This is a genomic window from Tabrizicola sp. (assembly GCF_041911175.1).
Taxonomy (GTDB): domain Bacteria; phylum Pseudomonadota; class Alphaproteobacteria; order Rhodobacterales; family Rhodobacteraceae; genus Tabrizicola.
Genome location: NZ_JAYRPN010000008.1, coordinates 1 through 26346, shown reverse-complemented (window position 1 = coordinate 26346; position 26346 = coordinate 1). Strand labels below are relative to the sequence as shown.

General features: G+C 67.5%; 30 protein-coding genes and 1 pseudogene. 12 read left to right on the top strand and 19 right to left on the bottom strand.

Annotated features, from left to right (window positions below):
- From ACE3P6_RS01070 to smpB, 6 genes are all read right to left on the bottom strand, one after another.
- A partial coding sequence (locus ACE3P6_RS01070; RefSeq protein WP_374391124.1) for a hypothetical protein occupies positions 1 to 187 on the bottom strand: 187 nt, incomplete at its 3' end.
- 102 nt (positions 188 to 289) lie between these two features.
- The gene (locus ACE3P6_RS01065; protein ID WP_374391123.1) at positions 290 to 1165 is read right to left on the bottom strand and encodes a DMT family transporter; all 876 of its coding nucleotides are present in this window, start codon (positions 1163 to 1165) and stop codon (positions 290 to 292) included.
- A 6-nt stretch (positions 1166 to 1171) separates the two neighbouring features.
- On the bottom strand, positions 1172 to 2347 hold the full coding sequence (locus ACE3P6_RS01060; protein WP_374391122.1) for an aromatic amino acid transaminase: 1176 nt from the start codon (positions 2345 to 2347) through the stop codon (positions 1172 to 1174).
- 63 nt (positions 2348 to 2410) lie between these two features.
- A complete protein-coding gene (gene sseA, locus ACE3P6_RS01055; protein ID WP_374391121.1) occupies positions 2411 to 3274 on the bottom strand; it encodes a 3-mercaptopyruvate sulfurtransferase in 864 nt (287 codons plus the stop codon).
- Between the two features lie 90 nt (positions 3275 to 3364).
- Complete coding sequence (locus ACE3P6_RS01050; RefSeq protein ID WP_374369840.1) at positions 3365 to 3652, bottom strand: hypothetical protein; 288 nt, start codon at positions 3650 to 3652, stop codon at positions 3365 to 3367.
- 138 nt (positions 3653 to 3790) lie between these two features.
- Positions 3791 to 4270, bottom strand: a complete 480-nt coding sequence (gene smpB, locus ACE3P6_RS01045) for an SsrA-binding protein SmpB (RefSeq protein WP_374391120.1) — start codon at positions 4268 to 4270, stop codon at positions 3791 to 3793.
- 48 nt (positions 4271 to 4318) lie between these two features.
- Here smpB and ACE3P6_RS01040 point away from each other — a divergent pair, with 48 nt between their 5' ends.
- Entirely contained in the window at positions 4319 to 4759 is a 441-nt protein-coding gene (locus ACE3P6_RS01040; protein ID WP_374391119.1) for a potassium channel family protein, read from the top strand.
- Here ACE3P6_RS01040 and ACE3P6_RS01035 read toward each other — a convergent pair.
- Positions 4756 to 6693: a lytic transglycosylase domain-containing protein gene (locus ACE3P6_RS01035; RefSeq protein ID WP_374391118.1), complete on the bottom strand. Its 1938-nt coding sequence runs from the start codon at positions 6691 to 6693 to the stop codon at positions 4756 to 4758. The genes ACE3P6_RS01040 and ACE3P6_RS01035 overlap by 4 nt on opposite strands.
- A gap of 141 nt (positions 6694 to 6834) precedes the next feature.
- Between ACE3P6_RS01035 and dapA the strand changes: the two genes are divergently transcribed.
- The 3 genes from dapA (at position 6835) to ACE3P6_RS01020 (ending at position 9822) form a co-directional block, all read left to right on the top strand.
- Entirely contained in the window at positions 6835 to 7707 is an 873-nt protein-coding gene (gene dapA, locus ACE3P6_RS01030; RefSeq protein ID WP_374391117.1) for a 4-hydroxy-tetrahydrodipicolinate synthase, read from the top strand.
- 125 nt (positions 7708 to 7832) lie between these two features.
- Positions 7833 to 8861, top strand: a complete 1029-nt coding sequence (locus tag ACE3P6_RS01025) for a proline racemase family protein (protein WP_374391116.1) — start codon at positions 7833 to 7835, stop codon at positions 8859 to 8861.
- Between the two features lie 112 nt (positions 8862 to 8973).
- Entirely contained in the window at positions 8974 to 9822 is an 849-nt protein-coding gene (locus tag ACE3P6_RS01020; RefSeq protein WP_374391115.1) for a DMT family transporter, read from the top strand.
- Between the two features lie 28 nt (positions 9823 to 9850).
- On the opposite strand, the gene ACE3P6_RS01015 is transcribed toward ACE3P6_RS01020, so the two are convergent.
- Positions 9851 to 10807 (bottom strand): L-malyl-CoA/beta-methylmalyl-CoA lyase, encoded by a 957-nt coding sequence (locus ACE3P6_RS01015; RefSeq protein ID WP_374391114.1) that lies wholly within the window; start codon positions 10805 to 10807, stop codon positions 9851 to 9853.
- Between the two features lie 142 nt (positions 10808 to 10949).
- Between ACE3P6_RS01015 and dgcA the strand changes: the two genes are divergently transcribed.
- The 5 genes from dgcA to ACE3P6_RS00990 all read left to right on the top strand — a co-directional run bounded on the left by dgcA (position 10950) and on the right by ACE3P6_RS00990 (position 14473).
- Entirely contained in the window at positions 10950 to 11912 is a 963-nt protein-coding gene (dgcA, locus tag ACE3P6_RS01010; RefSeq protein WP_374391113.1) for an N-acetyl-D-Glu racemase DgcA, read from the top strand.
- A 3-nt stretch (positions 11913 to 11915) separates the two neighbouring features.
- On the top strand, positions 11916 to 12779 hold the full coding sequence (locus ACE3P6_RS01005; RefSeq protein WP_374391112.1) for a D-amino-acid transaminase: 864 nt from the start codon (positions 11916 to 11918) through the stop codon (positions 12777 to 12779).
- A gap of 101 nt (positions 12780 to 12880) precedes the next feature.
- Positions 12881 to 13330 carry a YaiI/YqxD family protein gene (locus tag ACE3P6_RS01000; RefSeq protein ID WP_374391111.1) on the top strand — a complete coding sequence of 150 codons (450 nt, stop codon included), beginning with the start codon at positions 12881 to 12883 and terminating at the stop codon, positions 13328 to 13330.
- Positions 13331 to 13490: 160 nt separating this feature from the next.
- Positions 13491 to 14177 (top strand): AzlC family ABC transporter permease, encoded by a 687-nt coding sequence (locus ACE3P6_RS00995; protein WP_374391110.1) that lies wholly within the window; start codon positions 13491 to 13493, stop codon positions 14175 to 14177.
- On the top strand, positions 14174 to 14473 hold the full coding sequence (locus tag ACE3P6_RS00990) for an AzlD family protein (RefSeq protein ID WP_374391109.1): 300 nt from the start codon (positions 14174 to 14176) through the stop codon (positions 14471 to 14473). Before ACE3P6_RS00995 ends, ACE3P6_RS00990 begins: the two co-directional genes overlap by 4 nt.
- A 146-nt stretch (positions 14474 to 14619) precedes the next feature.
- Here ACE3P6_RS00990 and ACE3P6_RS00985 read toward each other — a convergent pair whose 3' ends face one another.
- From ACE3P6_RS00985 to ACE3P6_RS00965, 5 genes are all read right to left on the bottom strand, one after another.
- Positions 14620 to 15174 (bottom strand): F0F1 ATP synthase subunit B, encoded by a 555-nt coding sequence (locus ACE3P6_RS00985; RefSeq protein ID WP_374391108.1) that lies wholly within the window; start codon positions 15172 to 15174, stop codon positions 14620 to 14622.
- Between the two features lie 4 nt (positions 15175 to 15178).
- Positions 15179 to 15730, bottom strand: coding sequence for a F0F1 ATP synthase subunit B' (locus ACE3P6_RS00980; RefSeq protein WP_374369796.1), 552 nt, complete (start codon positions 15728 to 15730; stop codon positions 15179 to 15181).
- A gap of 68 nt (positions 15731 to 15798) precedes the next feature.
- Positions 15799 to 16044, bottom strand: coding sequence for a F0F1 ATP synthase subunit C (locus ACE3P6_RS00975; protein WP_374369793.1), 246 nt, complete (start codon positions 16042 to 16044; stop codon positions 15799 to 15801).
- A 42-nt stretch (positions 16045 to 16086) separates the two neighbouring features.
- The gene (locus ACE3P6_RS00970) at positions 16087 to 16842 is read right to left on the bottom strand and encodes a F0F1 ATP synthase subunit A (protein ID WP_374391107.1); all 756 of its coding nucleotides are present in this window, start codon (positions 16840 to 16842) and stop codon (positions 16087 to 16089) included.
- Positions 16843 to 16844: 2 nt separating this feature from the next.
- Positions 16845 to 17171, bottom strand: coding sequence for an AtpZ/AtpI family protein (locus tag ACE3P6_RS00965; protein ID WP_374369787.1), 327 nt, complete (start codon positions 17169 to 17171; stop codon positions 16845 to 16847).
- Positions 17172 to 17365: 194 nt separating this feature from the next.
- Between ACE3P6_RS00965 and ACE3P6_RS00960 the strand changes: the two genes are divergently transcribed.
- Positions 17366 to 17695: an ArsR/SmtB family transcription factor gene (locus tag ACE3P6_RS00960; RefSeq protein WP_374391106.1), complete on the top strand. Its 330-nt coding sequence runs from the start codon at positions 17366 to 17368 to the stop codon at positions 17693 to 17695.
- Here ACE3P6_RS00960 and ACE3P6_RS00955 read toward each other — a convergent pair.
- The 3 genes from ACE3P6_RS00955 to ACE3P6_RS00945 form a co-directional block, all read right to left on the bottom strand.
- On the bottom strand, positions 17692 to 18657 hold the full coding sequence (locus ACE3P6_RS00955) for an urea transporter (RefSeq protein ID WP_374391105.1): 966 nt from the start codon (positions 18655 to 18657) through the stop codon (positions 17692 to 17694). The genes ACE3P6_RS00960 and ACE3P6_RS00955 overlap by 4 nt on opposite strands.
- A 41-nt stretch (positions 18658 to 18698) precedes the next feature.
- Positions 18699 to 19025 (bottom strand): hypothetical protein, encoded by a 327-nt coding sequence (locus tag ACE3P6_RS00950; RefSeq protein WP_374391104.1) that lies wholly within the window; start codon positions 19023 to 19025, stop codon positions 18699 to 18701.
- Between the two features lie 139 nt (positions 19026 to 19164).
- Positions 19165 to 21663: an FAD-dependent oxidoreductase gene (locus ACE3P6_RS00945; protein ID WP_374391103.1), complete on the bottom strand. Its 2499-nt coding sequence runs from the start codon at positions 21661 to 21663 to the stop codon at positions 19165 to 19167.
- Between the two features lie 157 nt (positions 21664 to 21820).
- Between ACE3P6_RS00945 and ACE3P6_RS00940 the strand changes: the two genes are divergently transcribed.
- Together ACE3P6_RS00940 and speB are read left to right on the top strand one after the other, a co-directional pair.
- On the top strand, positions 21821 to 23101 hold the full coding sequence (locus ACE3P6_RS00940; protein WP_374391102.1) for a C13 family peptidase: 1281 nt from the start codon (positions 21821 to 21823) through the stop codon (positions 23099 to 23101).
- 139 nt (positions 23102 to 23240) lie between these two features.
- Entirely contained in the window at positions 23241 to 24215 is a 975-nt protein-coding gene (gene speB / locus ACE3P6_RS00935; protein WP_374391101.1) for an agmatinase, read from the top strand.
- A 1-nt stretch (position 24216) separates the two neighbouring features.
- Here speB and ACE3P6_RS00930 read toward each other — a convergent pair whose 3' ends face one another.
- From ACE3P6_RS00930 to znuC, 3 genes and pseudogenes are all read right to left on the bottom strand, one after another.
- Positions 24217 to 25245: a hypothetical protein gene (locus tag ACE3P6_RS00930; RefSeq protein ID WP_374391100.1), complete on the bottom strand. Its 1029-nt coding sequence runs from the start codon at positions 25243 to 25245 to the stop codon at positions 24217 to 24219.
- 96 nt (positions 25246 to 25341) lie between these two features.
- Positions 25342 to 26124, bottom strand: coding sequence for a metal ABC transporter permease (locus tag ACE3P6_RS00925; RefSeq protein ID WP_374391125.1), 783 nt, complete (start codon positions 26122 to 26124; stop codon positions 25342 to 25344).
- Positions 26117 to 26346: pseudogene (gene znuC, locus ACE3P6_RS00920) on the bottom strand (zinc ABC transporter ATP-binding protein ZnuC); the annotation flags it as partial. The pseudogene znuC and the gene ACE3P6_RS00925, both read right to left, overlap by 8 nt.

Here is a 26346-nt window from a genome sequence, read left to right as displayed (position 1 = left end):
GCTGCTGGACGCCCGCTCGATTCACGGCCGCACCGAGCTGGTCAAGGTGACCGACCTCTTCGCCGGGCTGCGGCGCAGCACCGGCACCATGCGGCTGCTGCTCAGCGAGTCGCTGGCCAAGCGGGCCAAGGTGCGCCGGCTCGAGACGCTGTTTCTGCACCGGCACCCGTTCGACATCAAGCAGCACGCCCTGCTGCCGATCGTGAACCTGGCCCGCTTCGCCGCCCTGGCCATCGCATCCCCCCGGTTTCCCCGCAGTCAAGCACGGGTGCCAGGGGTCTGCCAAGCTTCAGGTGGTCGCGCTGATCAGTGCGGTTCCCACGACAGCCAGCGCCGCGCCGACCCAGGCGAGCGGGCGGGGCATCCGGTGGTAGACGGCCCAGACCATCGGCAGGATCAGGATCGGCGTGGTGGAGGAGAGCGTGGTCACGATCCCCACGTCGCCCACCGCCAGCGCCGCCATCAGGAAGGACATGCCGACGACCATCCCGGCTACGGCGGAGAGCCCGATCTGCCGCAATGCGACCGGCGAGGGCAGGGCGGCGGGGCGGAAGGCGGGAATGGCGAGGAGTGCGATGAAGAACAGCGCCCCGGTGCCCGACCGCACCACCATCGCCGCCACCGGGTCGGCCCCGGCCAGCATGGCGGGGCGGGCCAGCAGGCTTCCCAGTGCCTGTGCGACCGAGGTGAGGAGGCCGAGCGAAATCCCGATCCACAGGGGCTTCGGCACCCGCGCGCCCTCGTCCTGCTTCGGGCCCATCACCGCCAGGGCGATCCCGGCGACAATCAGGCCGACGCCAGCGGCCTGGGTGGGGCTGACCGTTTCACCCCGGAACCCGAAGCCAAGCGCCAGTGCGAAGGGCGAGGCGGTGGTGAACAGCAGGGCCGAGATGCGCGGGCCGGTGAACTGGATCGTCGCGATATAGGTCAGCGAGCCGATCATGATCCCCGAGGCGGAGGAGGCGGTGAGCCAGAGCACCATCTGCGCGTCCAGCGTCCGCCAGCCGCCGGTCACCAGCACGATTGCGGCGGTCATCAGGAAGGCAAGCCCCATCTGCCAGCGCGACAGCTGAAGGGGACCGACCCGCCCCGAAACCGAGTCGATGAACATGGCCGACCCGGCGAAGGCCGCCGCCGCTGCAAGCGAGAGGACGACGGCCAGCATGATCGGTCAGAGCACCTGCGCGATGGCGGCGGCCAGCACGGGGACGGTCTTTGCGTTCAGGCCCGCGATGTTGATCCGGCTGTCGCCGACCATGTAGATGCCATGCTCCTCGCGCAGCCGGTTCACCTGCGCTTCCGTCAGCCCCAGACGGCTGAACATGCCGCGGTGGCTGGCGACGAAGTCGAAACGGTCGGTGTTGGTGGCACGGCGCAGCTCATCGGCCAGCTGCTTGCGCAGACCCAGCATGTTCTGGCGCACTTCCTCCAGCTCGGCTTTCCAGTCGGCGGTCAGCGCCTGATCTTCAAGGATCATCGTCACCAGCCGCGCGCCGTGGTCGGGCGGGAAGCTGTAGTTCTGCCGGTTCAGGAAGTTCAGGTTGCCCTGCACCACGGCCTTGCGGTCGGGTGAGGTCAGCGCGATCAGGATGCCGGTCCGTTCGCGGTAGATGCCGAAGTTCTTCGAGCAGGAGGCGGCGATCAGCACCTCCGGGAAGGCGGCGGCGATCTTGCGGGTGGCGGCGGCATCCGCGTCCAGCCCGTCGCCGAAGCCCTGATAGGCAAGATCGACGAAGGGAATCGCCTGCTTCTTCTGCAACAGCGCGATCACCTGATCCCATTGCGAGCCGTCGAGGTTCGCGCCGGTCGGGTTGTGGCAGCAGCCGTGCAAGAGGACGGCATCCCCGGCGGCGACGCCTTCCAGGTCGGCCATCAGGCCGGGAAAGTCGATGCCCGAGGTGGCGACATTGAAGTAGCGATATTCGACACCGGTCATGCCGAGGTATTTCACGATGGAGGGATGGTTCGGCCAGGTCGGCGCCGACATCCAGACGCGGGCCTTCGGGTTCGCCATCTTGATCAGTTCCAGCGCCTGCCGGATCGCCCCCGTGCCTCCCGGCGTCGCGACCGAGGCGGCCCGGTCGGCGTAGCCTTCGCCCAGGATCATCCTGACCAACGCGGCGTTGTAGGCCGGTTCGCCCGCAAGCCCGGTATAGGTCTTGGTCGTCTCGACCTCCCACAGCTTCTTCTCGGCCGCCTTCACCGCGCGCATCACCGGGGTCAGGCCGGTCGCGTCCTTGTAGACGCCGACGCCAAGGTCGATCTTCGTGGTCCGGGGGTCGTCCCGGAACATCGCGATAAGCGCCAGGATCTTGTCCTGCGGCTGGGGAGTCAGGGTCTCTAGCATGGCATTTCCCGGGGGTTTGGATGCCTGCCCAGTGCCACAAGCCGCGCGCGACGGCAAGAACGCTCAGGCGCCTGTCGCCACCCGCAGGTCGTCATACATGCCCCATTCGGCCCAGGAGCCATCATAGAGCGCATGGTTCCGGTGCCCGACCCGTTCCAGCGCAAGGCTGAGGATCGCCGCCGTCACGCCCGAGCCGCAGGAGGTGATCGCGGGCTTCTTCAGGTCGACCCCCGCCGCCTCGAACACGGCCTTCAGCGCGGCGGGCGGTTTCATCGTGCCGTCGGGGTTCAGCACCTCGGCGAAGGGGATGTTCTTCGCCCCCGGAATGTGGCCGGAGCGCAGGCCCGGACGCGGCTCGGGCGCCTCGCCCCGGAAGCGGGCGGCAGCGCGGGCGTCGAGGATTTCGGCCTCGCCCAGCTTGGCCGCATGGGCGACCTGCGTCACGTCCTTCACCAGGTGGTTCTGGCGGGAAACCGTCATGTGCCGGTCGCGGATCACCGGGGGCATGTCCTCGATCTCGCGGCCCTCGGCCTGCCATTTCGGGAAGCCGCCGTCCAGCACGGCCACGTCGGTCTTGCCCATCAGGCGGAAGGTCCACCAGACGCGGGCCGCCGAGAAGAGGCCGGACCCGTCATAGACCACGACCTGATGCCCGTCGCCCACGCCCATCGCACGGAGGCGCGAGATGAACTTCTCGGGCGGAGGGGCCATGTGGGGCAGGCTGGAGCGCTGGTCGGAAATCTCGTCGATGTCGAAGAAGCGCGCACCGGGGATATGGGCGGCGGCGTATTCCGCCTTCGCGTCGCGGGCCTGCGCGGGCAGATACCAGCTGGCGTCCAGCACCCGCAGGTCGGGGTCGCGCAGGTGCTTGGCCAGCCAGTCGGTCGAGACCAGCGTCCTGGGGTCATCCTGCGGCGATGGGGTCATGTGCGGCCTCCCGGAGTTACCCGGGATATATCCATGCGGGCGCGGGAGGCGCAAGCGGCGCGGGGGCTATCAGGCCCCCGCGCCGTCGTGTCATTTCACCAGGGCCTTCTTCAGCATGCCGAGGATCGCGGTCAGGACGGCACCACCGGCACCGCCGCCGATCACCGACTGGATGATGGCGCCGAAGTCGAGGTTGGCCGCCGCATCCGCTGCCGCACCGGCGTCACCGCCGAGCATGCCCATGAGCAAACCGCCAAGGCCACCGCCTACTGCACCCGCGACGGAGTTGCCCGCCGTGCCGAGGCTCAGATTCTTCAGTCCCGCGCCTGCGGCGTTGCCACCAAGCAGGCCCGCGATGATCTGGATGATCAGTTCCATACCCATGACATTACCTTTCCCTACTGTCGCCGGTTCCCTGTCCGGTTGCCCCGGCTTATGCCCCGGACTTTCTGTCCGGCATGGGAAATTCTGCCAGATGAACGCAAATCCGGCAAGAAATGTTCGATCAGTGCAAATTCAGTCGCGGCTGTTCTGCTTCAGAAGCCGCGCTTTCTGCCGGTCCCAGTCGCGCTTGGCGCTGGTTTCGCGCTTGTCGGCCAGCTTCTTGCCCTTGGCGATGCCAAGCTTCAGCTTCACGATGCCGCGGTCGTTGAAGTACATCTTCATCGGCACGATGGTCATGCCCTCGCGCCCCACGGCGGACCACAGGCGGCTGAGTTCCTTCTTCGAGACCAGAAGCTTGCGCCGACGGCGTTCCTCGTGCCCGAAGGTCTTGGCCTGCAGGTAGGGCGCGATGTAGCCGTTGATCAGCCACAGCTCGCCCCCTTCGACCGAGGCATAGCTTTCCGCGATGTTCGACCCGCCCTGGCGCAGGCTTTTCACCTCCGACCCCAGCAGCATGATCCCGGCCTCGAGATCGCTCTCGATGCTGTAATCGAACCGCGCCCGCCGGTTTTCGGCGATGAGTTTGGAGTTGGGATCGGACTTGGCCACCATGATCGCCGTGAGATAAGGTCTGGAACGGGCTTAGTCCAGAAGGTTCACATGCTTCTGCAAATCGCCATCGGCTCCGGCCTTCTGGTGCTGAACGTGCTGGTGATGGCGCTGGCCGCGCTGGTGCTGGAGATCGGCTTCCGCGCCGCGCATTCCTGGCTGATCCGCCCGCCGCAGCGGCCGAAGCTTCTGCTCATGCTGGTGGCTGTGGGGCTTTGGGTGCTGCTGACGCTGACCGTGGGCATCTGGATGTGGGCCTATGTCCTGTTCGAAACCGGCGTCTTCAAGACAATGGAGGAATCGGCCTATTTCGCCATCGAGGCCTTCTCGACGCTGGGGTTGGGCGATGTCATCCCCAAGCAGGAATGGCGCATCCTGGCGGCGATGGCGGCGGTCAACGGGCTGTTGAGCTTCGGGCTGATGACCGCGCTTCTGGTCGAGGCGATGCGCCAGGTCCGAATTGCGCAACTGGAACGGCGGCACAAGTCCTAGCCCTTAAGCTCCTCGGTGATCCTGACCGGCCCGACAGCCCCTTTCAGCTTGGCCCGGTAGATCACCACCCCCTCGGCCACCCGCATCACATAGGTCCGCGTTTCGGCAAAGGGGATGGTCTCGATCCAGTCGACCACGTCCACGTCCGGGCGGCGGGGATCGCCGAATTCGGTCATCCAGCGCTCCGGGCGGCGGGGCCCGGCGTTGTAACCCGAGGCGACAAGCGCGATTGAGGGGCCGAACTTCTCGACCATTTCCGCCAGATAGGCCGAGCCCATCGTCACGTTGTAAGCTGGATCGGTCAGCAACTTCGCCGCGTCGAAGGGCTTGCCCAGTTTGTCGGCCATGTGCTTCGCCGTGCCCGGCAGCACCTGCATCAGCCCGCGCGCATCCGCCGAAGACCGCGCCGCCGGGTCGAACTCGCTTTCCCGGCGCGAGATCGACAGCGCCAGCGCCCGGCTGACCTGCAACCCGTCGGGCACGAAATCCGGCACCGGGTAATAGGCATGCGGCAGGATCAGCCCGCGTTCGGCAGCCTGCTTGGCAATGAGGACGGCCAGATGCGGCTCGCCCCAGTCGAGCGTCATGTCCGCCATCTGCGCCAGTCCGGTCTCGTCCTGACTTTCGGCCAGATGCAAGAGGAAGCGCTTGGCCAGTGTCCGGTCGCCCGCCTTCAACAGCAGCTGCGACGCCGCCAGAACCGAGGATTGCGTGTATCCCGCCCCGCGCCAGTCGGGCGTCTTTGGCTTGGCCAGCAGGCGTTCATCCAGCGACAGGCCCAGCCGTTCCGCCGCCAGAAGCCCATAGAACGCCGTCTGGTGCTTCGCCGCTGCCTTGTAGCTGGCGCTGCCGTCCTGACCGGCGGCCTCCTCGGCCCGGCCGATCCAATACTGCGCGCGGGCAAGGCTGATCGGGGTCGAGACACCGGCCAGCAGATGCTTGAAATGCTTCAGCGCGGTTTCCGGGTCATTCAGCCTGCGCAGCGCGATGAACCCCGACAGGAATTCCAGATCGGCATAGGCCGAAGCCCCGCTGTCCGGTTGCAGATGATGGTGCGCCGCCACCCGGTAGGCCTCTTTCGCGCGACCGTTCCGCATCAGGTAGCGCGCGAGCAGCGCCCGGCGTTCGGCCCAGGCTTCGGGGCGGCCCAGGCTTTCTGCGGATTTCGAGCGTTCCAGGATCAGCTCGGTCGCCTCGTCATAAAGATCCTTCTTCATCCGCCAGATGAAGCGGTCATAGGCAAGGCCCGCATCCGAGGTCTTGGCCTTCGGCACCGCCTCGATCAGGCCGGTGACACCCTTGCTTTGCGCCTGCAAGGCCAGTCGCGCCCGGGCCAGCGCGCGCAGGTCCTCGGGCACCCGCTTCAGCATCCGCTCGGCTTCCGAGCGTCGGCCCTCCCACAGGAGATTTTCCAGCCGCAGTTCGTGGACGAAGCTTACCGCCTCCGGGGCAAGGTCGATCAGTGCCTGCTCTTCCTCGGGGGCGAAGGGAAGCGTCGACCAGGCCCGCATCGCCTCGGTCTCGGCATCCGCTGCCCGGCCAGCGGCCAGCAGGGCCGAGACATAGGCAATCGCGCCCTTTCCCGTCTCGGGCGGGCCAGCTTCGAACCAGGCGATGACGCGCGCCGGGTCGGTGGACCGCGCCACCGCCTCCTCGCCCTTTTCCCGCAGAAGCGGCAGGCCGGGCCAGTCCGGGCGGCGTTGCAGGAAGTCTTCGTATTCCCCCAGCCGTCCGTCGCCCGCCCGCAGGCGCTGCCATTCGATCACGTCGCGCCCGACGCCCGATGGCGCAACCGCCAGCGCGCCGTCCCAATCCTTGCCTGCAGCCAGCTCCAGCGCTGTCCGCATCGCCTGAGTGGTATCTGCCGTGCCCGGTTGCGCCAGCATGGCCAAGGCCAGACCCAGCGCCCGGATCATCATTTTCCTGCCTGTCATGCGGATGAATCTGCCTGACCCGTCCTTTGTCCACAACCCACGACTGCGTTAGTGGGCAAGACTTGGCAGCAGGGCTGTCTGCCGCTATGAGAGGCGCGCTTTACTCGGGCAATTCCGCCCCATCACGATAGGAGAAGCGTCATGATCAGAGGGTCCCTTCCTGCCCTGGTGACGCCGTTCAAGAACGGCGAGCTGGATCTGGTGACGCTGAAGAAACTTGTCGACTGGCATATCGCCGAAGGCTCGCACGGGTTGGTTCCGGTGGGCACCACGGGGGAAAGCCCGACGCTGAGCCACGCCGAACACCAGAAGGTGATCGAGGACGTCGTTGCCGCCGTCGCGGGCCGCATCCCGGTGATCGCCGGGGCGGGGTCGAACAACACGGTCGAGGGCATTTCCCTCATGCGCCATGCCGAGAAGGTCGGCGCCACCGCCGCGCTGGTCGTGACGCCCTATTACAACAAGCCGACGCAGGCCGGCATGATCGCGCATTACACCGCGCTGCACGACTGCTGCGCCCTGCCGATCGTGATCTACAACATCCCCGGTCGCTCGGTGGTGGACATGCTGCCCGAGACGATGGGCAAACTGGCGAAGCTGCCCCGGATCATCGGGGTCAAGGATGCCACCGGCAAGATCGAGCGGGTGAGCCAGCAGCGCGCCTCGTGCGGGACGGATTTCATCCAGCTCTCGGGCGAGGATGCGACGGCGCTTGGCTTCAACGCGCATGGCGGGGTGGGCTGCATTTCGGTGACGGCCAACGTCGCCCCGCGACTCTGTGCCGAGTTTCAGGAGGCGACCCTGCGCGGCGACTATGCCAAGGCGCTGGAATACCAGGACAGACTGATGCCGCTGCACGAGGCGATCTTCATCGAGCCGGGCCTTGTCGGCGCGAAATACGCGCTGTCGGTGCTGGGTCTCTGCTCCGAGGAAGTCCGCCTGCCGCTGGTCGGCCTGACCGATGGCACCAAGGCCAGGATCAAGGCCGCGATGAAACACGCCGGGCTGATCTGAGGCGCCAAAATTCTTCAGTAAGAATTTTGTCAAATCCTTTGTTTAAAGGATTTGGGTCTGCCTGATCGGCGGGGCGCTTGTCATTTCCGCCCCGCCCGCGCACCTTGCGCGCAACCGGAGGCCCCATGCGCAGCAGCAAGACCATCCATGTCATCTCGGCCCATGCCGAGGGCGAAGTCGGCGATGTCATCGTCGGCGGCGTCGCCCCGCCCGCTGGCAGCACGCTCTGGGAGATGCGCGAGACGCTGTGGCGCGACCAGACCCTGCGGAACTTCGTCCTGAACGAACCCCGCGGCGGGGTGTTCCGGCATGTGAACCTGCTCGTCCCGCCGAAGGATCCGCGCGCGCAGATGGGCTTCATCATCATGGAGCCCGAGGACAACCCGCCGATGTCGGGGTCCAACTCGATCTGCGTCGCGACCGTGCTGCTGGACAGCGGATTCATCCCGATGCACGAACCCGTCACCGACTTGGTGCTGGAAGCCCCCGGCGGGCTGGTGACGGTGCGGGCCGACTGCAAGGACGGCAAGGCGCAGCGCATCCATGTCCGCAACCTGCCCTCTTTCGCCGACAGGCTGTCCGTGCCGCTGGACGTGCCGGGCGTCGGCCGCCTGACGGTGGACACGGCCTATGGCGCCGACAGTTTCGTCGTGGTCGATGCCGAGGCGCTCGGCTTCACCCACGCCCCCGAGGACGCACATGCGATGGCCAGGCTGGGCGTCCAGATCACCACCGCCGCCGATGAACAGCTTGGCTTCTCCCACCCGGAAAACCCCGACTGGCGGCATTTCTCCTTCTGCCTCTTCGCCGGTCCCCTGACCCGCGTGGAGGGCGGCTGGGAGACGAAACACGCCGTCTCGATCCGCCCCGGCAAGATCGACCGTTCCCCCACCGGCACCGCCGTCTCCGCCCGTCTGGCGATCCTTGCGGCACGCGGCCAGATCGGGCCGGGTGAGGTGCTGCGGGCGCGGTCCCTGATCGGCGGCCAGTTCGAGGGGCGGATTGTCGGCGCAGCCAAGGTGGGCGATCTGGATGCGATCCTGCCCGAGATTTCCGGTCGCGCCTGGATCACCGGCACCCACCAGCACATGCTCGACCCCGCCGATCCCTGGCCCGAGGGCTACCGGCTGAGCGACACCTGGGGTGCGCGGTGAACCGGACCGGCAACCGCAGAGGAACGTCAACCGTCTCGTGCCTCCCTCCCCCTCGTGGGGAGGGATGGGGTGGGGGGCCCCCGGCTACCATCCGTTGCCCGGAATACCCAGGATGAACCTGACCGATAACCAGCGCGGCGCGCTTTACATGACCGCCTCGATGGCGGGCTTCGCGGTCGAGGATGTCTTCGTCAAGGCCGCCGCCCGCGGCCTTCCCTTGGGCCAGGTCCTCCTGACCATCGGCCTTGCCGGGATGCTCGTCTTCAGCGCGATGGCCGCCCGCCGGGGTGAGGCTCTCCTGCCCCCCGCCTTCCTCTCCCGCCCGATGCTGGTCCGTTCGGCCTTCGAGGTGACGGGCCGCCTGTTCTACGGCCTCGCCATCACCCTGACCGCGCTCTCCACTACATCCGCGATCCTGCAGGCCACGCCCCTCGTCGTCGTCGCGGGGGCCGCGCTGGTCTTCGGCGAACGGGTCACGCCGCAGCGCTGGCTCGCCGTGCTGGTGGGCTTCACCGGCGTGCTGGTGATCCTGCGCCCCGGATCGGATTTCTCGGCCCTCTCGCTCCTCGCCGTGGTCGGCCTCCTTGGCTTCGCGGGCCGCGACCTTGCCACCCGCGCCGCACCGAAGGGCCTGTCGAACCGCCAGCTCGGCGCGCTCGGCTTCGCGATGCTCGCCACCGCCGGGGCGATCCTGCTGGCCGTCACCGGCGGTGCGACGCTTCCGACCGGGCTTGGGCTTTTGTATCTCGCGGGCGGCACGGTCTTCGGCGTCTCGGGCTACCACGCCCTGACCTACGCCATGCGGACGGGGGAAGTCTCGGCTGTCACGCCCTTCCGCTACACCCGCCTCATCTTCGCAATGGTGCTGGCGATGGCGCTCTTCGGCGAACGCCCCGACCTCGCCACCTGGATCGGCGCCGCGCTGGTCGTGGGCTCCGGGATATTCGCGCTGAAAAGGTAGGGTGCGTGATTTCACGCACCACCCCCCGTCACACCCCGATCAGCTCCGCCTGCCGCACGATCACCTCGGCCTGCCGCATGCTGGCAATGTCCACCAGTCGCCCCTTGTAGACTGCCGCCCCCTGTCCTGCCGCCTTGGCCGCCTCCATCGCGGCAAGGATCTCCCGCGCCTCGGTCACCGCCGCCCCGGACGGCGTGAAGACCTCGTTCGCCAATGCGACCTGCTTCGGATGGATCGCCCATTTTCCGACCATCCCCAGCGTCGCCGACCGCCGCGCCTGCGCCCGGAAGCCTTCCTCGTCGCTGAAATCCCCGAACGGCCCGTCCACCGGCAGCACCCCATGCGTCCGGCAGGCCGCCACGATCGCCGCCTGCGCCCAGTGCCAGGGGTCGGACCAGTACTTCGCCCCCTCGCGGTGCATGTAGTAGTTTTCCTGCGTCCCGCCGATCCCGGTGGTCTGCATCCCCATGCTGGCCGCGAAATCCGCCGCCCCCAGGCTCATCGCCTGCAAGCGGGGGGAGGAGGCCGCGATCTCCTCGACATGCGCGATGCCCGCCGCCGTCTCGATGATCACCTCCAGCCCGATCCGCTTCTGGCGTCCCGCCGCCGCTTCGCAGGCGGTGACCAGCGCATCCACCGCATAGACATCTGCCGCGCAGCCGACCTTGGGGATCATGATCTGGTCCAGCCGGTCCCCCGCCTGTTCCAGCAGGTCCACCACATCGCGATACCAGAACGGTGTATCCAGCCCGTTGATCCGCACCGACAGGGTCTTCTTGCCCCAGTCGACATCGGAGATCGCCTTGATGATGTTCGCCCGCGCCTGCGGCTTGTCTGCCGGGGCAACCGAATCCTCGAGGTCGAGGTTGATCACATCCGCCGCACTTGCCGCCATCTTGGCGAAAAGCTCGGGCCGCGAGCCGGGGCCGAAAAGCTGGCAGCGGTTCGGGCGGGCGGGGGCGGGGGGTTGCAGGCGGAAGCTCATCGGGAATTCCTGTGGGCAAGGATATGTCGCTGGTCGTTGCTGGATGGTTATAATATTGCGTGCCGCAGTGCAACATTCGTTTTGCTTGCGCAGAAATTCCGGCACCTTCCCAAACCCGGCGCGGCCCCCTACAGTCCCGCCCATGATCACCGCCCAGGCCGAGACCTTCCCCCTCCGCAACCCTTTCACCATCTCGCGCGGGTCGAAGACCGAGGCGCGGGTGGTCACCGCAACCGTCACCCGCAACGGGTATCGCGGCTGGGGCGAAGGGCTGCCCTATCCGCGCTATGGCGAGACGGTGGAGGAGGCCATCGCGGCGATCCTCGCCCTGCCCGAAGGGATCACGCGCGCCGAGTTGCAACAGGCGATGAAGCCCGGCGCGGCGCGGAACGCGGTGGACTGTGCGCTGTGGGATCTGGAGGCGAAGGCCTCGGGCAGGCCGGTGTGGCAACTGGCGGGTCTGGCTCGACCGAAGCCGGTGGAGATCGCCTTCACCCTCTCGCTCGACAGCCCTGAGGTGATGCGCGCTGCCGCCGCCCGCAATGCCCATCGGGCCGTCCTGAAGGTCAAGCTCGGCACCCCCGCCGACATGCCCCGGATCGAGGCCGTCCGGCAGGGTGCCCCGAAGGTCCGCCTGATCGTCGATGCGAACGAAGGCTGGACGCCCGAGGTCTACACCGACCTTGCCCCGCATCTGATCCGGCTGGGGGTGGAGATGGTGGAGCAACCGCTGCCGCAGGGCGCCGACGCCATGCTGGCCGAGATCGCCCGCCCGCTGCCGGTCTGCGCGGATGAGAGCGCCCACGACGCGGCCTCGCTGCCCGGACTGCTGGGCAAGTACGACGTGGTCAACCTCAAGCTCGACAAGACCGGCGGGTTGACCGAGGCCCTGCGGGCGCGGAAGGAAGCACGGCGGCTGGGTTTCAAGGTGATGGTCGGCTGCATGATCTCGACCTCGCTCTCGATGGCCCCGGCGATCCTTGTCGCGCAGGGGGCCGACTGGTCCGACCTTGACGGCCCCGCCGACATGGCGCAGGACCGCGACCATCCGGTTGTCTACGACGACCGCCACATCCACCCGGCCCTGCCGCAGCTTTGGGGATAGAGAATGACCCGCACCGTCTATGTGAATGGCGACTACCTGCCCGAGGGAGAGGCGAAGGTCTCGATCTTCGACCGGGGGTTCCTGATGGCCGACGGGGTCTACGAGGTGACCTCGGTCCTCGACGGCAAGCTGATCGACTTCGAGGGACATGTGAAGCGGCTGGAGCGGTCGCTGAAGGAGCTGGAGATGACTTGCCCGGTCAGCTCGGACGCGCTGCTGGCGATGCATCGCGAACTGGTCGCGCGGAACGGGATCGAGCAGGGGATGATCTACCTGCAGATCACGCGCGGCAATCCGGGCGACCGCAGCTTCCTGTTTCCGGCGCCGGACCTGCCGGGGACCATCGTGGCCTTCACGCAGGACATCCCGAACCTCGCCGATGCCCCGGCGGCGAAGACCGGGCTGAAGGTGATCACCATCCCGGACCTGCGGTGGAGCCGGGTGGATATCAAGACGGTGCAGCTTCTGTATCCCTCGATGGGGAAGATGGCGGCGAAGAAGGCGGGGGTGGATGACAGCTGGTTCACCGACGAAGACGGTGCGGTGACGGAAGGTACCTCGAACAACGCCTGGATCGTGAAGGGGAACCGGATCATCACCCGGGCGCTGGGGAACGATATCCTGCACGGGATCACCCGCGCGGCGGTGCTGCGCTTCGCGAGGGAGGCGCAGTTCGAGGTGGAGGAGCGGGCCTTCACCCCGGCGGAGGCGCAGGGGGCGGACGAGGCGTTCTCGACTGCCGCCTCGATCTTCGTGATGCCGGTGGTGGAGGTCGACGGGAAGCCGGTCGGGACCGGCAAGCCGGGGCCGGTCGCGGGGCGGCTGCGGGAGATCTACCTGGACGAGATGCGGAAGGCGGCGATTTGAAGTGTCCACGGTGGACAGAAAATCGGGCCGTTTGATTTCAATGGGTTGGTCGTGGACGTTCAGGATTTCTTAAGGTTTGTCCGCATCCGTCCGGGGGCCGCATGACGCTCTATATCGACGCCGATGCCTGTCCGGTGAAGTCCGAGGCCGAGACGGTCGCCACGCGCCTCAAGGTGCGGATGGTGGTGGTGTCGAACGGGGGGATACGGCCCTCCGCGAACCCTTTCGTCGAGAGCGTGTTCGTCGGCAGCGGGCCGGACGAGGCCGACAAGTGGATCGCCGAGGCCTGCGGGCCGGGCGATGTCGTTGTCACCGGGGACATCCCGCTCGCCGCGAAATGCGTGGCGGCGGGGGCGCGGGTGGTCAAGCACAACGGTGAGGAGCTGACGGCGGCCAATGTCGGGATGGCGCTGGCGACGCGGGATCTGATGCAGGACCTGCGGTCGGCCGATCCGTTCCGGCAGGGGGGCGGGAAGATGTTCTCGAAGAGCGACCGGAGCCGGTTTCTGGATGTGCTGGACCGGGTGCTGCGGGCGGCGGGGCGGGGGTGAGGGTGGCCCGGAGCCGGATGCGGGTGTGCGGGTTGAGCGTGCGGATGGTGCGCTGTAGCGCAGCCTACGATGGGGATGTGGTGGCGCTTCAGGCGCATTCGCCTGCGCGGGCGGTCGGCTGGGGAGTCGGGGTGAACCCCGACCTACGGGTGTGACGGTCTTGTTCTCCTCCGACGGGTTCCGGCGCGGGGCGCGGGATGGGGTGCCGTTGGCGGTGTCGATCTTCGCCTATGGGCTGGGGTTCGGGCTGGTGGCGGCGCAGGCGGGGTTCGGCGTCGTGAAGTCGGTGGCGATGAGTGCGGCGATCTATTCCGGGTCAGCGCAGCTGGCGGCGGTGAACCTGTTGCAGACCGGGCAGGCGACGGCCTGGGCGCTGTTCGCGGCGATCCTGGTGATCAATGCCCGCTACCTGCTGTTCGGGGCGACCTTGCAGCCCTGGCTTTGGTCGGCGGGGCCGGTGAAGGCCTATGGCAGCCTGCTGCTCTTGGGTGATGCCAACTGGCTGATGACGATGCGGGCGATCCGGGCGGGGGAGGTGGATCGGGCCTATCTGGCGGGGACCGGGGCGCCGATTGCGGTGGGCTGGCTCTCCGGCACGGCGCTGGGGGCGGCGGCGGTGTCAGTGCTGCCGCGTCCGGAAGCGCTGGGCTTCGACCTGATGCTGCCCTGCTTTGCCGCCGGAATGGTGACGGCGATGGTGCACAGCCGGGTCGACCTGCTGCCGGTGGCGGTGGGGGCGGGGGCTGCATTGGCGGTCTTTCATCTGGCTGGGCCTGCGGCGGCGATCATCGGGGCGGGGCTGGCCGCCGGGGCGGTGGCGGCCATGCTGCATCGGGGGGAGGCATGACCGAGAGCTTCTCCGCCCTGCTGGCGGTGATGGCAGCGGCGGCCTTCCTGTGCCGGATGGCGGGGTTCACGCTGATGCGCTTCGTTCCGGTCTCGCCCCGGGTGGAAGCGGCGCTGCGGGCGACGCCGCTGGGAGTGATGGCGGGGATCACGGCGCTGGCGGTGCAGGCGGGCGGGCTGGCGGAGGGGCTGGCTTTGGCCGCGGTCGTGGGGCTGACGCTGGTGTTGCGCAGTGACGTGGCGGCGGCCTTGCTGGGGGTTGTCGTGGTGGCCGGGCTGCGCTGGGCGGGGCTTTAGCGGGTTACTCCTCGTGCGCCTTCGGCTTCTCGTCGTGAGGGTGGTGCTCCAGCGAGGAGTGCACGAAAAGTGCTCGACGAGCGGTTCCCGCAAAGCAAAACCGGCGGCCCTTGCGGACCGCCGTTTTCGATTTCTGCAAGCGGGCCTTAGTGCAGCCGGGCTTCGACCTGGGCAATCGCCGCGTCGATGGACGACGACGCAGCCTCGGCCGTCATCTGCTTCGACAGCACGTCGCCTGCCGCGGCCACGGCCACCGAGACGGCCTGTTCGCGGACCTGGCGGATCGCGGCGGCTTCGGCCGAGGCGATCTGGTCGGTCGCGGAAGCCAGACGGCGGGCGATGGCGGCCTTCAGGTCGGCCTTGGCCTGGGCGGCGGCGGCCAGCGCCTCGTCCCGGGCGGTGCCGACGATGCGGTCGGCCTGTTCCTGCACTTCCTTCTGCCGACGCTCATAGGTGGCGAGGATCGACTTGGCCTCTTCGCGCAGGGCGCGGGCCTCGTCGAGTTCGGCCTTGATCGTCGCCGCGCGGGCGTCGAGCATTCCGGTCAGCTTCGCGGGCACCTTCATGTAGACGAGGATGCCGATGAAGATGATGAAGGCGACCAGCACGACGAAGTTGGTGTTCTGCAGCGAGAACTCCAGCCCGGTCGAGGCCATCGCGGGCGAGGCCAGAAGGGCAAGGAGGACGGAGAGTTTCTTCATCGCCTTACCCTTTCAGCCGTGCCGTCACGGCAGCCGTGACCGTCTTGGCGTCGGCCCCGCCACCCAGCGCGCCGACCAGCGCGGCCGCCACGTCCTTCGCCACTTCGGCCACCGCAGCGGCGGCACCGTCGCGGATCCCGGCGATGGTCTTCTCTGACTCCGCCGCCTTGGCGGCGATTTCGGCATCGGCCTTGGCGGTGGCGGCGTCGAGGTCCTTCTGGATCTCGGCCTTGGCCTGGGCGACGATCTTCGCCGCCTCGGTCCGGGCATTGGCCAGCGCGTCGTTATAGGCCTTTTCGGCCGCCACGGCCTTCTGCTTCAGCTCTTCGGCGGCGGCGAGATCATTGGTGATCGTGCCTTTCCGGTCGGCCAGCACCGCCGCGATGCGCGGCAGGGCGATCTTCGACAGCACGAAGAAGATCACGACCAGCGTGACCAGAAGCCAGAAGACCTGGTTCGGAAACCAGTCGCCGCAAAGCTGCGGCATGCCGATGGCGCCGCCATGCTCGTTGACGCACTGGCTTGCGACTTCGGCCGCAGTTGTCTCGGTTGCCATGTCGTCTCTCCTGAACCCTTGGAACCAGGGCCGGACATCTGCCCGGCCCGGAAATCAGGATGGAAAGATCAGACGGCGAACATCAGCAGGAGCGCGATCAGGAACGAGAAGATCCCGAGCGCTTCGGCGAAGGCGATGCCGACGAAGAGGTTGGCCATCTGGCCGGGGGCCGCCGACGGGTTGCGCAGCGCGCCCGACAGGAAGTTGCCCGCGATGTGGCCCACGCCGATGCCGGCGCCGCCCAGGCCCATCGTCGCCAGACCGGCGCCGATGTATTTGCCCATGAGTGCAAATTGTGCGACTTCGCCTTCCATGATGTCTCTCCTTTGGAATGCTGAGGGTTGGTTGTCCGGACCTTAGTGGTGGGCGTCGCCGACGGCGTCGCGCAGGTACACGCAGGTCAGAATGGTGAAGACGTAGGCCTGAACGGCGGCCACGAGGGTTTCAAGCCCGTAGACCGCGGCGATGGCGGCGATCGGGACGACCGAGGCGACGCCCATCGCACCGGCAAAGCCCGCGAAGACCTTGATCACGGCGTGGCCGGCCATCATGTTGCCGCCGAGACGGACAGAGTGGCTGAGCGGGCGGACGAAGTAGGAGATCAGCTCGATCAGCGCGAGAATCGGGCGCAGGATCAGCGGCGCCGACGAAACCCAGAACATCGAGAGGAAGCCGATCCCCTTGCGGTAGAAGCCGACGAGGGTGACGGTCAGGAACACCAGCAGCGCCAGCACCGCGGTCACGGCGATATGCGAGGTGGTGGTGAAGGCCATCGGGATCAGGCCCAGCATGTTCGACAGGAACACGAACATGAAGAGGGTCATGACATAGGGGAAGAACTTCAGGCCTTCGTGGCCCGCGACGTCCTCCACCATCTTGTGGATGAAGCCGTAGAACATCTCGGCGACCGACTGCCCGCGCGAGGGGACGATGGCGCGGCGGCGGGTGGCAAGGACGAGGATCGCGATCATCACGAGGACGACGACGCCCATCCAGAGGGTGACGTTGGTGGGGGTGTACCATTCGACGGGGCCGTTGCCGAAGAGCGGCTTGACCACGAACTGGTCCATCGGGTGGATCGCAAGCCCGCTGCCGTGTTCTTCCGTCGCCATCGTCAGTTCCCTTCGCCTTGTCCGGCCTTTTCGGCCTTCCGTCCCAATTCCTTCGCGGTGCCGAGCATCGTCTTGATGCCTGCCGCGAAGCCGAAGAGCGAGAAGATGATCAGGAAGATGGGAAGCGTGCCCGCAAGCGCGTCGATCCCGTAACCGATGGCGGACCCCAGCAGGATGCCGGTCGCCAGCTCGATCACCATCCTCCAGGCCACCTCGCCCTGCGAGAAACCCTTGGCCGTTTCGGTCGGCTTCACCTCCGGCTTGCCCTTCGCCTGATCGAGCCGCGCTTGCAGGGCGCGGAGACGGTCGGGATCGGGCTCGGTTGCCATGAGGTTTGGCCCCTTAACGGTCGGGGCGGTTCTACGAAGCGGTGGGGTGAGAGTCAAGCAGGCAGATCGGCCTGCAAGGTACTGATAAGAAATGGTTTTGCGTCCTGAGCGCCGCTGGCGGGGTGCGCTGGAAGGCCATTCCCATATTCAACCCCGCGGTTGACGATCATCCGGCGCGCGGGAATAGTCGCGCGATGACCGACCGACTGGATGCCGTCTTTGCCGCCCTGGCCGACCCGACCCGCCGGGCGATCCTGGCCATGCTGCTGGAGGACGACATGGCGGTGACCGATGTGGCCGAACCCTTCGCGATGAGCCTTGCCGCGATTTCCAAGCACCTGGCGGTCCTGTCGGACGCCAATCTGATCAGCCGGGAGAAACGGGGCCGGGTGATCTGGTGCAAGCTGGAGCCCGAGGCGATGCGCGAGGCGACGGTCTGGATGCGGGCCTTCGGGCAGGTCGATCCGCTGGACCTCGACGCTTTCGAGCGGTTCCTGGAGCAGGAGCTGTCCGAGGAGGATTAGCTGGTGGAGAACCGGCTGGCGAGCAGGGCGGTCCAGGTCACGAGGACGAAGGGCAGCGTCAGCGCGGGCAGTCCCAATGGCTCCAGCGCGGCGGCGGAGGCGGCGGTCACGAAGGGGGTGGCAAGGGTCGCGAACAGGCCGCAGGCGATGGCGATCCGGCCTGGCGCAAGGGCTGCGCCGGACAGGGCGATGGCGACGAGGACGCTGTTGTAGCCGAAGAGACCGGAGCGAATGGCGGGCTCGGCGGCCCCCATTGCCCAGGCGACCAGCATCCCGGACAGTGACCCCGCCAACGCCGCCAGGCAGGCCCGGCGCGACGCCACGAAGAGGCCCAGGATGAAGAGCGCGCCGGTCAGCATGTTGTCTTGCAGGAACACCTGCCCGACGCCGGTCAGCAGCCCTTCGCCCAGCGTCGATGCGGTCGCTACGCCTTCGAGGCTTGCGCCGTTCGGCAGGCCCGGGGTCGGCAAAAGGTCGCTGGCTTGCAACCGACCGAAGCGCGTGCTGGCCAGAAGCACGCAAAGCGAGGTCAGCACGAAGGGGGCGGTCAGCACGGGCAGCCGCGCGGCGGCGAGTGCGTTTTGCAGGGCGGCCAGGACCAGGGTGGACCCCGCGGCGGCGAGCGCCACGCAGGCCCAGGCAAGCGGAGTGGGCTGAAGAAAGCAGAGCAGCGCGATGCCGACCAGCCCGCCGTTGAACCCGAACATCCCCTGACGCAGCATCTGGCGATCGGCCTCCAGCGCGATTGCCGCGAGCGTCGAGGCGAGGGTTCCAAGCAGGGCTGCGCCTGCGAAGACCGGCGAATTGCAGGCGATGCCGGCAAGGAACAGCAACCCGGCATAGCTGTTGTTCTGCAACATCACCTGTCCCAGCCCGCGCAGCACGGTGTCGGCAAACGCCTGCAGGGGCGCGCCATCGTGATCGACCTCAAGGCCGGTGGCGGAAAGGCGCAGGTCCTTCACGGGGCGATCTCCATCAGGCGCGGGCCGGGTGTGGCTTCGACCTAGCTTTTCCGCCGCCAGTGCCGCCAGCGCAATACGAGTCGACGGCCCTTGCGACGCCCCCGGATGATCAGCGCCGAGATCGGGCCGCGCAGGATGGGCAGGTCGACGGCGAGGAGCAGGAGGCCGAGGGGCAGCATCCAGACGCCGAGAACGGGAAGGAACGAGAAGACGCCGCCCAGGATCAGGACCAGCGCCAGCGGAATGCGGACCAGGACCCACCTGTCACGGCGCAGCGTCGCCATCGGGCCGCGCAAGGCCGGGACCAGCCGTTCCAGCGAGTCGAACTGTCGTTGGAACCTGCGTTCCCGTCCTTGCTTCGTGGCCATCGTGAAGAGATGGGGGCGGCACGGCGCGCTTCAAGACGGCGATGCCGGGTGAGGCCGCAATCCGCCGGGCGCCGAAATCTTCGAAGATTTCGGACCGGAGCCTTGGAAGGCTCCGGTGCGATTTCTTCGAAGAAATCGGTCAGCCGTCGATGCGGATGCGGGCGTTCGTCGGGTCGAAGGGGCTGTCCTCGGTCACGACGGCATCCCATTCCTTGAGCTGCATCTTGACCTTCAGCTTCGTGCCGGGCACCGCCAGCTCGGCGGGGACATAGCCCATGCCGATCTGCTTGCCGAAGGCCACCGAATAGCCACCCGAGGTCAGGCGACCGACCTTGACGCCGTCTTTCAGGATCGCTTCCTTGCCCCAGGGATCGGCATCCGCCGGGCCGTCGATCAGAAGCGTGCAGCATTTCGAGCGGATGCCGGTCTCGATCACCTTGGCCTTGCCGCGGAATTCCTTGGTCAGGTCGACAAAGCGCGGCAGATCGGCTTCGAGGGGCGTCGCGTCGCGGCCAAGCTCGTTGCCGAAGGCGCGGTAGGACTTCTCCTGCCGCAGCCAGTTCTGGGCGCGGGCACCGACGCCCTTCAGGCCGTGCTTTGCGCCGACGGACCAGATCAGGTCCCAGAGGTAGCGACCGAACTCGATCGGATAGTGCAGTTCCCAGCCAAGCTCGCCGGTATAGGCCACGCGGACGGCGCGGACCGGGCACATGCCCAGCTCGATGTCACGGTAGGAAAGCCAGGGGAAGCGCTTGTTGCCAAGAACGGTGTCGGGGTCGGCGTCCTTGACGATGTCCTTGAGGAGCGCGCGGGCGTTCGGACCGGCCAGCGCATAGACGCCCCATTGGGTCGTCACGTCGTGGATGTCGATGGCGCCCTTGCCTGCGGCCATCCAGTCGTCGGCGGCTTTCTGCAGGAAGTCGTAGTCATAGGCCGTCCAGGCGCCCGCCGAGATCAGGTAGTATTCGTCCTGCTTCAGGCGGACGATGGTGTATTCGGTGCGGGTCGTGCCGTGGTCGGTCAGGGCATAGGTCAGGTTGATCCGGCCCACGTTCGGCAGCTTGTTGCAGGTGAAATGGTCGAGGAAGGCGGTCGCCCCCGGCCCCCGCACCAGGTGCTTGGTGAAGGCAGAGGCGTCGATGATGCCGACGGTGTTGCGCACGGCTTCGGCCTCGGCCTTGGCATATTGCCACCAGGCGCCGCGACGGAAAGCGCGAGAGTTGTGGTCGAAGTCGGCGGGGGCATCCTTCGGGCCATAGTAGTTCGGGCGTTCCCAGCCGTTCACCTGGCCGAACTGCGCGCCCATCTCCTTCTGGCGGTCATAGGCGGGGGCGGTGCGCAGGGGGCGGCAGGCTTCGCGTTCCTCGTCCGGGTGGTGCAGGATGAAGACGTGGTCGTAGCATTCCTCGTTCTTGCGGGAGGCGTATTCGGTGGTCATCCAGCCGCCGAAGCGCTTGGGGTCGAGGGAGGCCATGTCGATTTCCGCCTCGCCCTGCGTCATCAGCTGGGCGAGGTAATGGCCGGTGCCGCCCGCAGCGGTGATGCCGAAGGAGAAGCCTTCCGCCAGCCACATGTTGCGCAGGCCCGGGGCCGGGCCGACCAGCGGGTTGCCGTCGGGGGTGTAGCAGATCGGGCCGTTGTAATCGTCCTTGAGGCCCACGGTTTCCGAGGAGGGAATCCGGTGGATGAAGGACATGTATTCCTGCTCGATCCGCTCAAGGTCCAAGGGGAACAGATCGGCGCGGAAGCTGTCGGGGACGCCGTACTGGAAGCGGGCGGGGGCGCCTTTCTCATAGGGGCCGAGGATCCAGCCGCCGCGTTCCTCACGGACATACCACTTGGCGTCGGCGTCGCGCAGGACCGGGTGCTGCGGGTTGGTCTTGCGCCATTCGACAAGGGCGGGGTCGGGCTCGGTCACGATGTACTGGTGTTCGACGACGACGGCGGGGGTCTTGATGCCGAGGAGTTTCGCCGTCCGCTGCGCGTGGTTGCCGGTGGCGGTGACGACATGTTCGGCGGTGATCTCGAACTTGTCGTCGCTGGCGACCAGCATGCCGCCCTTTTCCTCAAGCCGGGTGCAGGAGACGATCCATTCGCTGCCGGTCCAGCGGTAGCCGTCGACCTGGACCTTGCGCTCGATCGTCGCGCCCAGTTGCCGGGCGCCCTTGGCCATCGCCTGCGTCACGTCGGCCGGGTTGATGTAGCCGTCCTGCGGGTGGTAAAGCGCGCCGATCAGGTCTTCGGTGCGGACCAGCGGCCAGCGGTCCTTGATCTCAGACGGTTTCAGGAATTCGTGGTAGACCCCGGCGGTTTCGGCGACGGAGGAGTAGAGCATATACTCGTCCATCCGCTGCTGGTGTTGCGCCATCCGCAGGTTGCCGACGACGTAGAAGCCGGCGTCGAGGCCGGTTTCTTCCTTCAGTCCCTTGTAGAAGTCGACCGAGTATTTGTGGATATGGGTCGTCGCGTAGCTCATGTTGAACAAGGGCAGCAGACCGGCGGCATGCCAGGTCGAACCCGCCGTCAGCTCGTCGCGTTCGACCAGCATGGTGTCCCAGCCCGCTTTCGCCAGGTGGTAGGCGATGCCGGTGCCGACCGCGCCGCCACCGACGACAAGGGCTTTCACATGGGTTTTCATCTGCAGACTCTCCCGGAATGCGTTTGCCCCTATCTGCCAGAGGCGCGGGACGGCGGGCAAGTCCACCCGACCTTTGGCGTCAGAAAACGACATTCGCGACATGCCGCCGCAGTCTTGCCCGGATTCTGCGGTTCATGGGGCGAAAAGGGAATCGAGCATGACCATGACCGACACGCCCGGGCGCATCCCGGCCCGTCCCGCGCTGGTGGCGCTGGCGGCAATTGTCGTTTCCTGGCTGGCCGAGATCGCGGCGCAGAGGGGCACCTTCGGGCCGGGGGGCGAATTGTCGCTGTGGGGGGTGCAGGTTGCCGTGGCGCAAAGCGCGGTGATCGTTGCCGGGCTGGTCGTCGGCCTGGCACTGGTCAGGCGCATGGACCTGCTGGCGCGCAGCGTGACGCTTCTGTTCCTGCTGGTGGCGCTGCTGAACCTGGCGCTCTGGACCCTGTTCCGCGAGGCGCCGCAGCTTTTCGAGACGCCCGCGCGCGTCAGCGCGATACGCGGCGTGTCGCATCTGCTGCAGATCGCGCTTCTGGTCTGGCTGGTGCGGGCACCCCTGCGGCAGTGGTTGCGGGCGGGGCTGGTGATGGCGGTGGTGTTCCTGGCCACGAAGGAGGTCGTTCTGCGCTGGTTCAGCGTGGACGAGCTTTACGTCTTTCCCGACACCAGCTGGGACGAGGGCTATACGCCGGTGGATGTCGAGGCGCTGTATGCCGCTCAAGGTCGGCTGATGGGGGCGGAGGTGGCGGCGCTTCAACCGGAGGTGCCGGGGACGCCGGAGGTTCTTGCGCTGGCCCTTGGCGGCACGTCGTACCAGTCGGTCTTCCTGAGCGAAGTCGACAATGTCGCGGCCATCCTTGACGCGCAGTATGGGTCGGGCAAGCGGACCCTGCGGCTGGCGAACAGCGAGGATGACCCGATGCGCTACCCCCTGGCGAACCGGGCGAACCTGGCCCGCGCGCTGGCGGAAATCGGCAAGCGGCAGGGGCCGGAGGATCTGGCCTTCCTGTTCCTGACCTCGCATGGCAGCGAGGATGTCTTTTCGCTGAATTTCTACGAGGCGGGAACGAAGGACCTGACCGCCAAGGAATTTGCGCAGATGCTGGACGCCAGCGGGATCGGCCCGGCGGTGATCGTGCTGTCGGCCTGCCATTCGGGGTCGTTCCTGGACGAGATCGCCGCCCCGGACCGGCTGGTCATCACCGCGGCGCGGGGCGACCGGACCTCCTTCGGCTGCCGCGACGGGGCGGTGTGGACCGAATTCGGCGAGTCGTTCTTCGACCGCGCGCTCAGGGCGGAGCCTGACCCGCGCAAGGCGTTTGCGGTGGCGGTGGCGGATGTGGCGCGCAAGGAGGCGGCGGACGGGCTGACGCCCAGCCTGCCGCAGATGGTCGAGGGGGCCGAGATCGGGCCGGTGCTGGACCGGGTGCTGGCGCGCTGAACGGGACGCTCGTCGTTCGACTTCGTCGCTCCTCGCTGCGCTCTCCGACGAGAAGCCGGAGGCGCACGAGGAGGGTCCCTTGCCGTTCCTGCGGTTCTCTCGCAAGCTTGGCGCCAGACCAGCAGGGAAGGCCCAACCGATGACTCAGTTCAACCAACCCCTCGGCGGCAATGACATGCCGCGCTTCGGTGGACCGGCGACGATGATGCGCCTGCCTGCGGCGACCAGCGCGAAGGGGCTGGACGCCGCGTTCATCGGCATCCCGATGGACCATGGCACCAGCAATCGCCCCGGCACCCGGTTGCGCCCGCGGCAGATCCGCGACGAAAGCCGGATGATCCGGCCCTACAATATGGCCACCGGAGCAGCGCCCTTCGACCAGCTTCAGGTGGCCGATCTGGGCGATGTGGCGATCAACACCTTCGACCTGAAGAAGACGGTCGACATCATCACCGCGCACTACCGCGAGGTCCTGTCGCATGGCGTGATCCCGATGACGCTGGGTGGCGACCATACCCTGACCTGGCCCATCCTGCGCGCGATCAGGGAACGGCACGGGCCGGTCGCGCTGATCCACATCGACGCCCATGCCGACATCAACGACACCATGTTCGGCGAGACCGTCGCGCATGGCTGCCCCTTCCGCCGCGCCTGGGAGGACGGCTGCCTGATCAACGACAAGGTGTTCCAGATCGGCCTTCGCGCCACCGGCTATGCGGCGGATGATTTCAACTGGGGCCGCGACAAGGGCTGGACGGTGGTGCAGGCCGAGGAGTGCTGGCACAAGTCGCTGACCCCGCTGATGCAGATCGTCCGCGCCAGGATCGGCGACGCGCCGGTCTACCTGTCCTACGACATCGACAGCCTCGATTCCGCCTTCGCCCCCGGCACCGGCACGGTGGAACCCGGCGGGCTGACCACCTGGCAGGGGCTGGAGATCATCCGCGGCTGCGCCGGGCTGAACCTTGTCGGCTGCGACCTGGTCGAGGTTTCGCCGCCCTATGACCCGACCGGCAATACCGCGCTGATCGCGGCGAACTTCCTGTATGAAATGCTCTGCGTCCTGCCGGGCGTGCCGCAGAACCCGTCGCGGTTTTCCGGGCTGAGGTTCTAGGTCACTCGCTGGGGGCCGTTGCCACCGTGCAGCGCTTGACGCCGTCCTTGCCGGTCTTGCAGCCGACCTTGCCGGTCTTCGCCGGGGCCTTGGCCTCCGCCGCCGGTTCTTCGTCTCCGCCGCCGAAGAGGCCGCTCAGGAAGCCGCCGCCGCTGGCCTCTCCGACCGGGGCTTCGGCGGTCTGGGCGGCTTCGGCCTCGGCGCGCTCGGCCTCGGCCTTCGCGGTTTCAAGGGCCGTGCGTCCGGCGACATCGGCCAGGTAGGCGTCGCGTTCGGCCCCGTCCAGCGCCGAGGCGAGCACGATCACCGGCACTTCGCCCAGGCCCTCGACCTTGTCGACGACATCGGCATTCATCGCCTTGACGTGGAGGGTTTCCAGAAAGGGCACAAGGTCCTCGTCCGTCATCCGTTTCGGCGCAAGTATCCGCAGATGGATCTGCGCGCCGACATCGGCAAGGAACATCCGGCCCCGGAAGCCTTCGGGCAGCAGGTCCTCGGTCACGTCAAGGCCGCGGACCGTGGCAAATTCGGTGCCGCGGAACTGCGCGGTCTGCATCTGGAGCTTGAGCCGCTGGTCCATCGCCATCAAGCTGGTGAAGATGATGTTCGGGTAGCGGATCGCCTTGACGATCAGCTTGCGGTCGCCCTTTTCATAGGTCAGCGCGACGACCTCGGCTCCCTTGCCCGCATCGCTGGCTGCCATCGCCTTGATCGCTGCCAGCGCGTCCTTGTCGGCCTTCTTGGCATTCTTCGGCAGGAAACCGTCGATATCCGCAGCCTCGACCGGGCGGACGCTCCAGCCCTCGGGCGCTTTCGGCAGCATGGCGGCCAGCCCCGACGGCAAGCCGCTTGCCGAAGCCCCGCCGCCAAGGCCCGCAAGCCGCCCGGAGAGGCCGCCAAGGTATTCCTGGAAGGTCAGCCCTTCGGCATCCTCGCGCCCGGCCCAGCGGGCGGACATCTTGTAGTCGACGAACATGAAGCCCCCGGCGGCAAGGGCGAAGGTCACGAGAAAGCCGATCAGTCGAAACACGGGTCAGTCCTTGGTAGCTTGGCCTTGGGCATGGTGGTCCTGCCGTGGTGATAGCGGGCAATTTTGGCAAGCTTCGGGCAGGATGCGGGTCTTCAGCTAGTTTTGTTGCCGGAGCGAGGCCAGTGCGAAAAGCCCGGCGGCGACCACGATGATCGAGGGGCCGGTCGGCGTGTCCTGCCAGAGCGAGAGGGCCAGGCCGCCGACCCCCGACGCCGCGCCGACGAGGATGGCGAGGGCTGCCATCGTCTCGGGCGTGCGGGCGAAGCTGCGGGCGGTTGCGGCGGGGATGATCAGCATGGCGGCGATGAGGAGCGCGCCGACGATCTTCAGCGCGACCGCGACGACGAGGGCAAGGGCGATGACAAGGACCAGCCGCTCGCGGTCGGGGCGGATGCCGGCGGCATGGGCGAGGTCTTCGCTGACGGTGGCGGTCAGGAGCCGCTGCCAGCGCCAGGCGAGAAGGGCGAGGACAGCCAGCGCGCCGAGCCAGACGAGCGCCAGGTCGCCCCGGCTGACGGCAAGGATGTCGCCGAAGAGATAGGCGGAGAGGTCGGTGCGGACGGTGGGGAAGAAGCTGACGGCGACCAGGCCGAAGGCCAGCGCGGAATGGGCAAGGACGCCAAGGGTGGTGTCCATCGCCCAGCCGCGCGCCGACAGGCCCGCGACGGTGACGGCCATCGCCAGCGCGACGGTGAGGGTGCCGAGGCCGATGGGCAGGTCGGTCGCCAGCGCCAGCGCCACGCCCAGCACGGCGGCATGGGCGGTGGCGTCGCCGAAATAGGCCATCCGGCGCCAGACGACGAAGGACCCGAGCGGGCCGGTGGCGAGCGAGAGGCCGACGGCGGCAAGTCCGGCGCGGACAAGGAAATCGTCAAGCATGATTGTGATCGTGATGATGATCGTGGTGATGGTGGTGCGGGCCATCCTCATGCGCGTGGTCGTGTTCGTGGCGGTAAAGCGCCAGCGCGCCCTGGGTGCCGAGGCCGAAAAGCGCGCGGTATTCCGGCGCGGTCGACACGACGCGGGGGGTGCCCTCGCAGCAGATATGGCCGTTGAGGCAGATCACCCGGTCGGAGGCCGCCATCACCACATGCAGGTCAT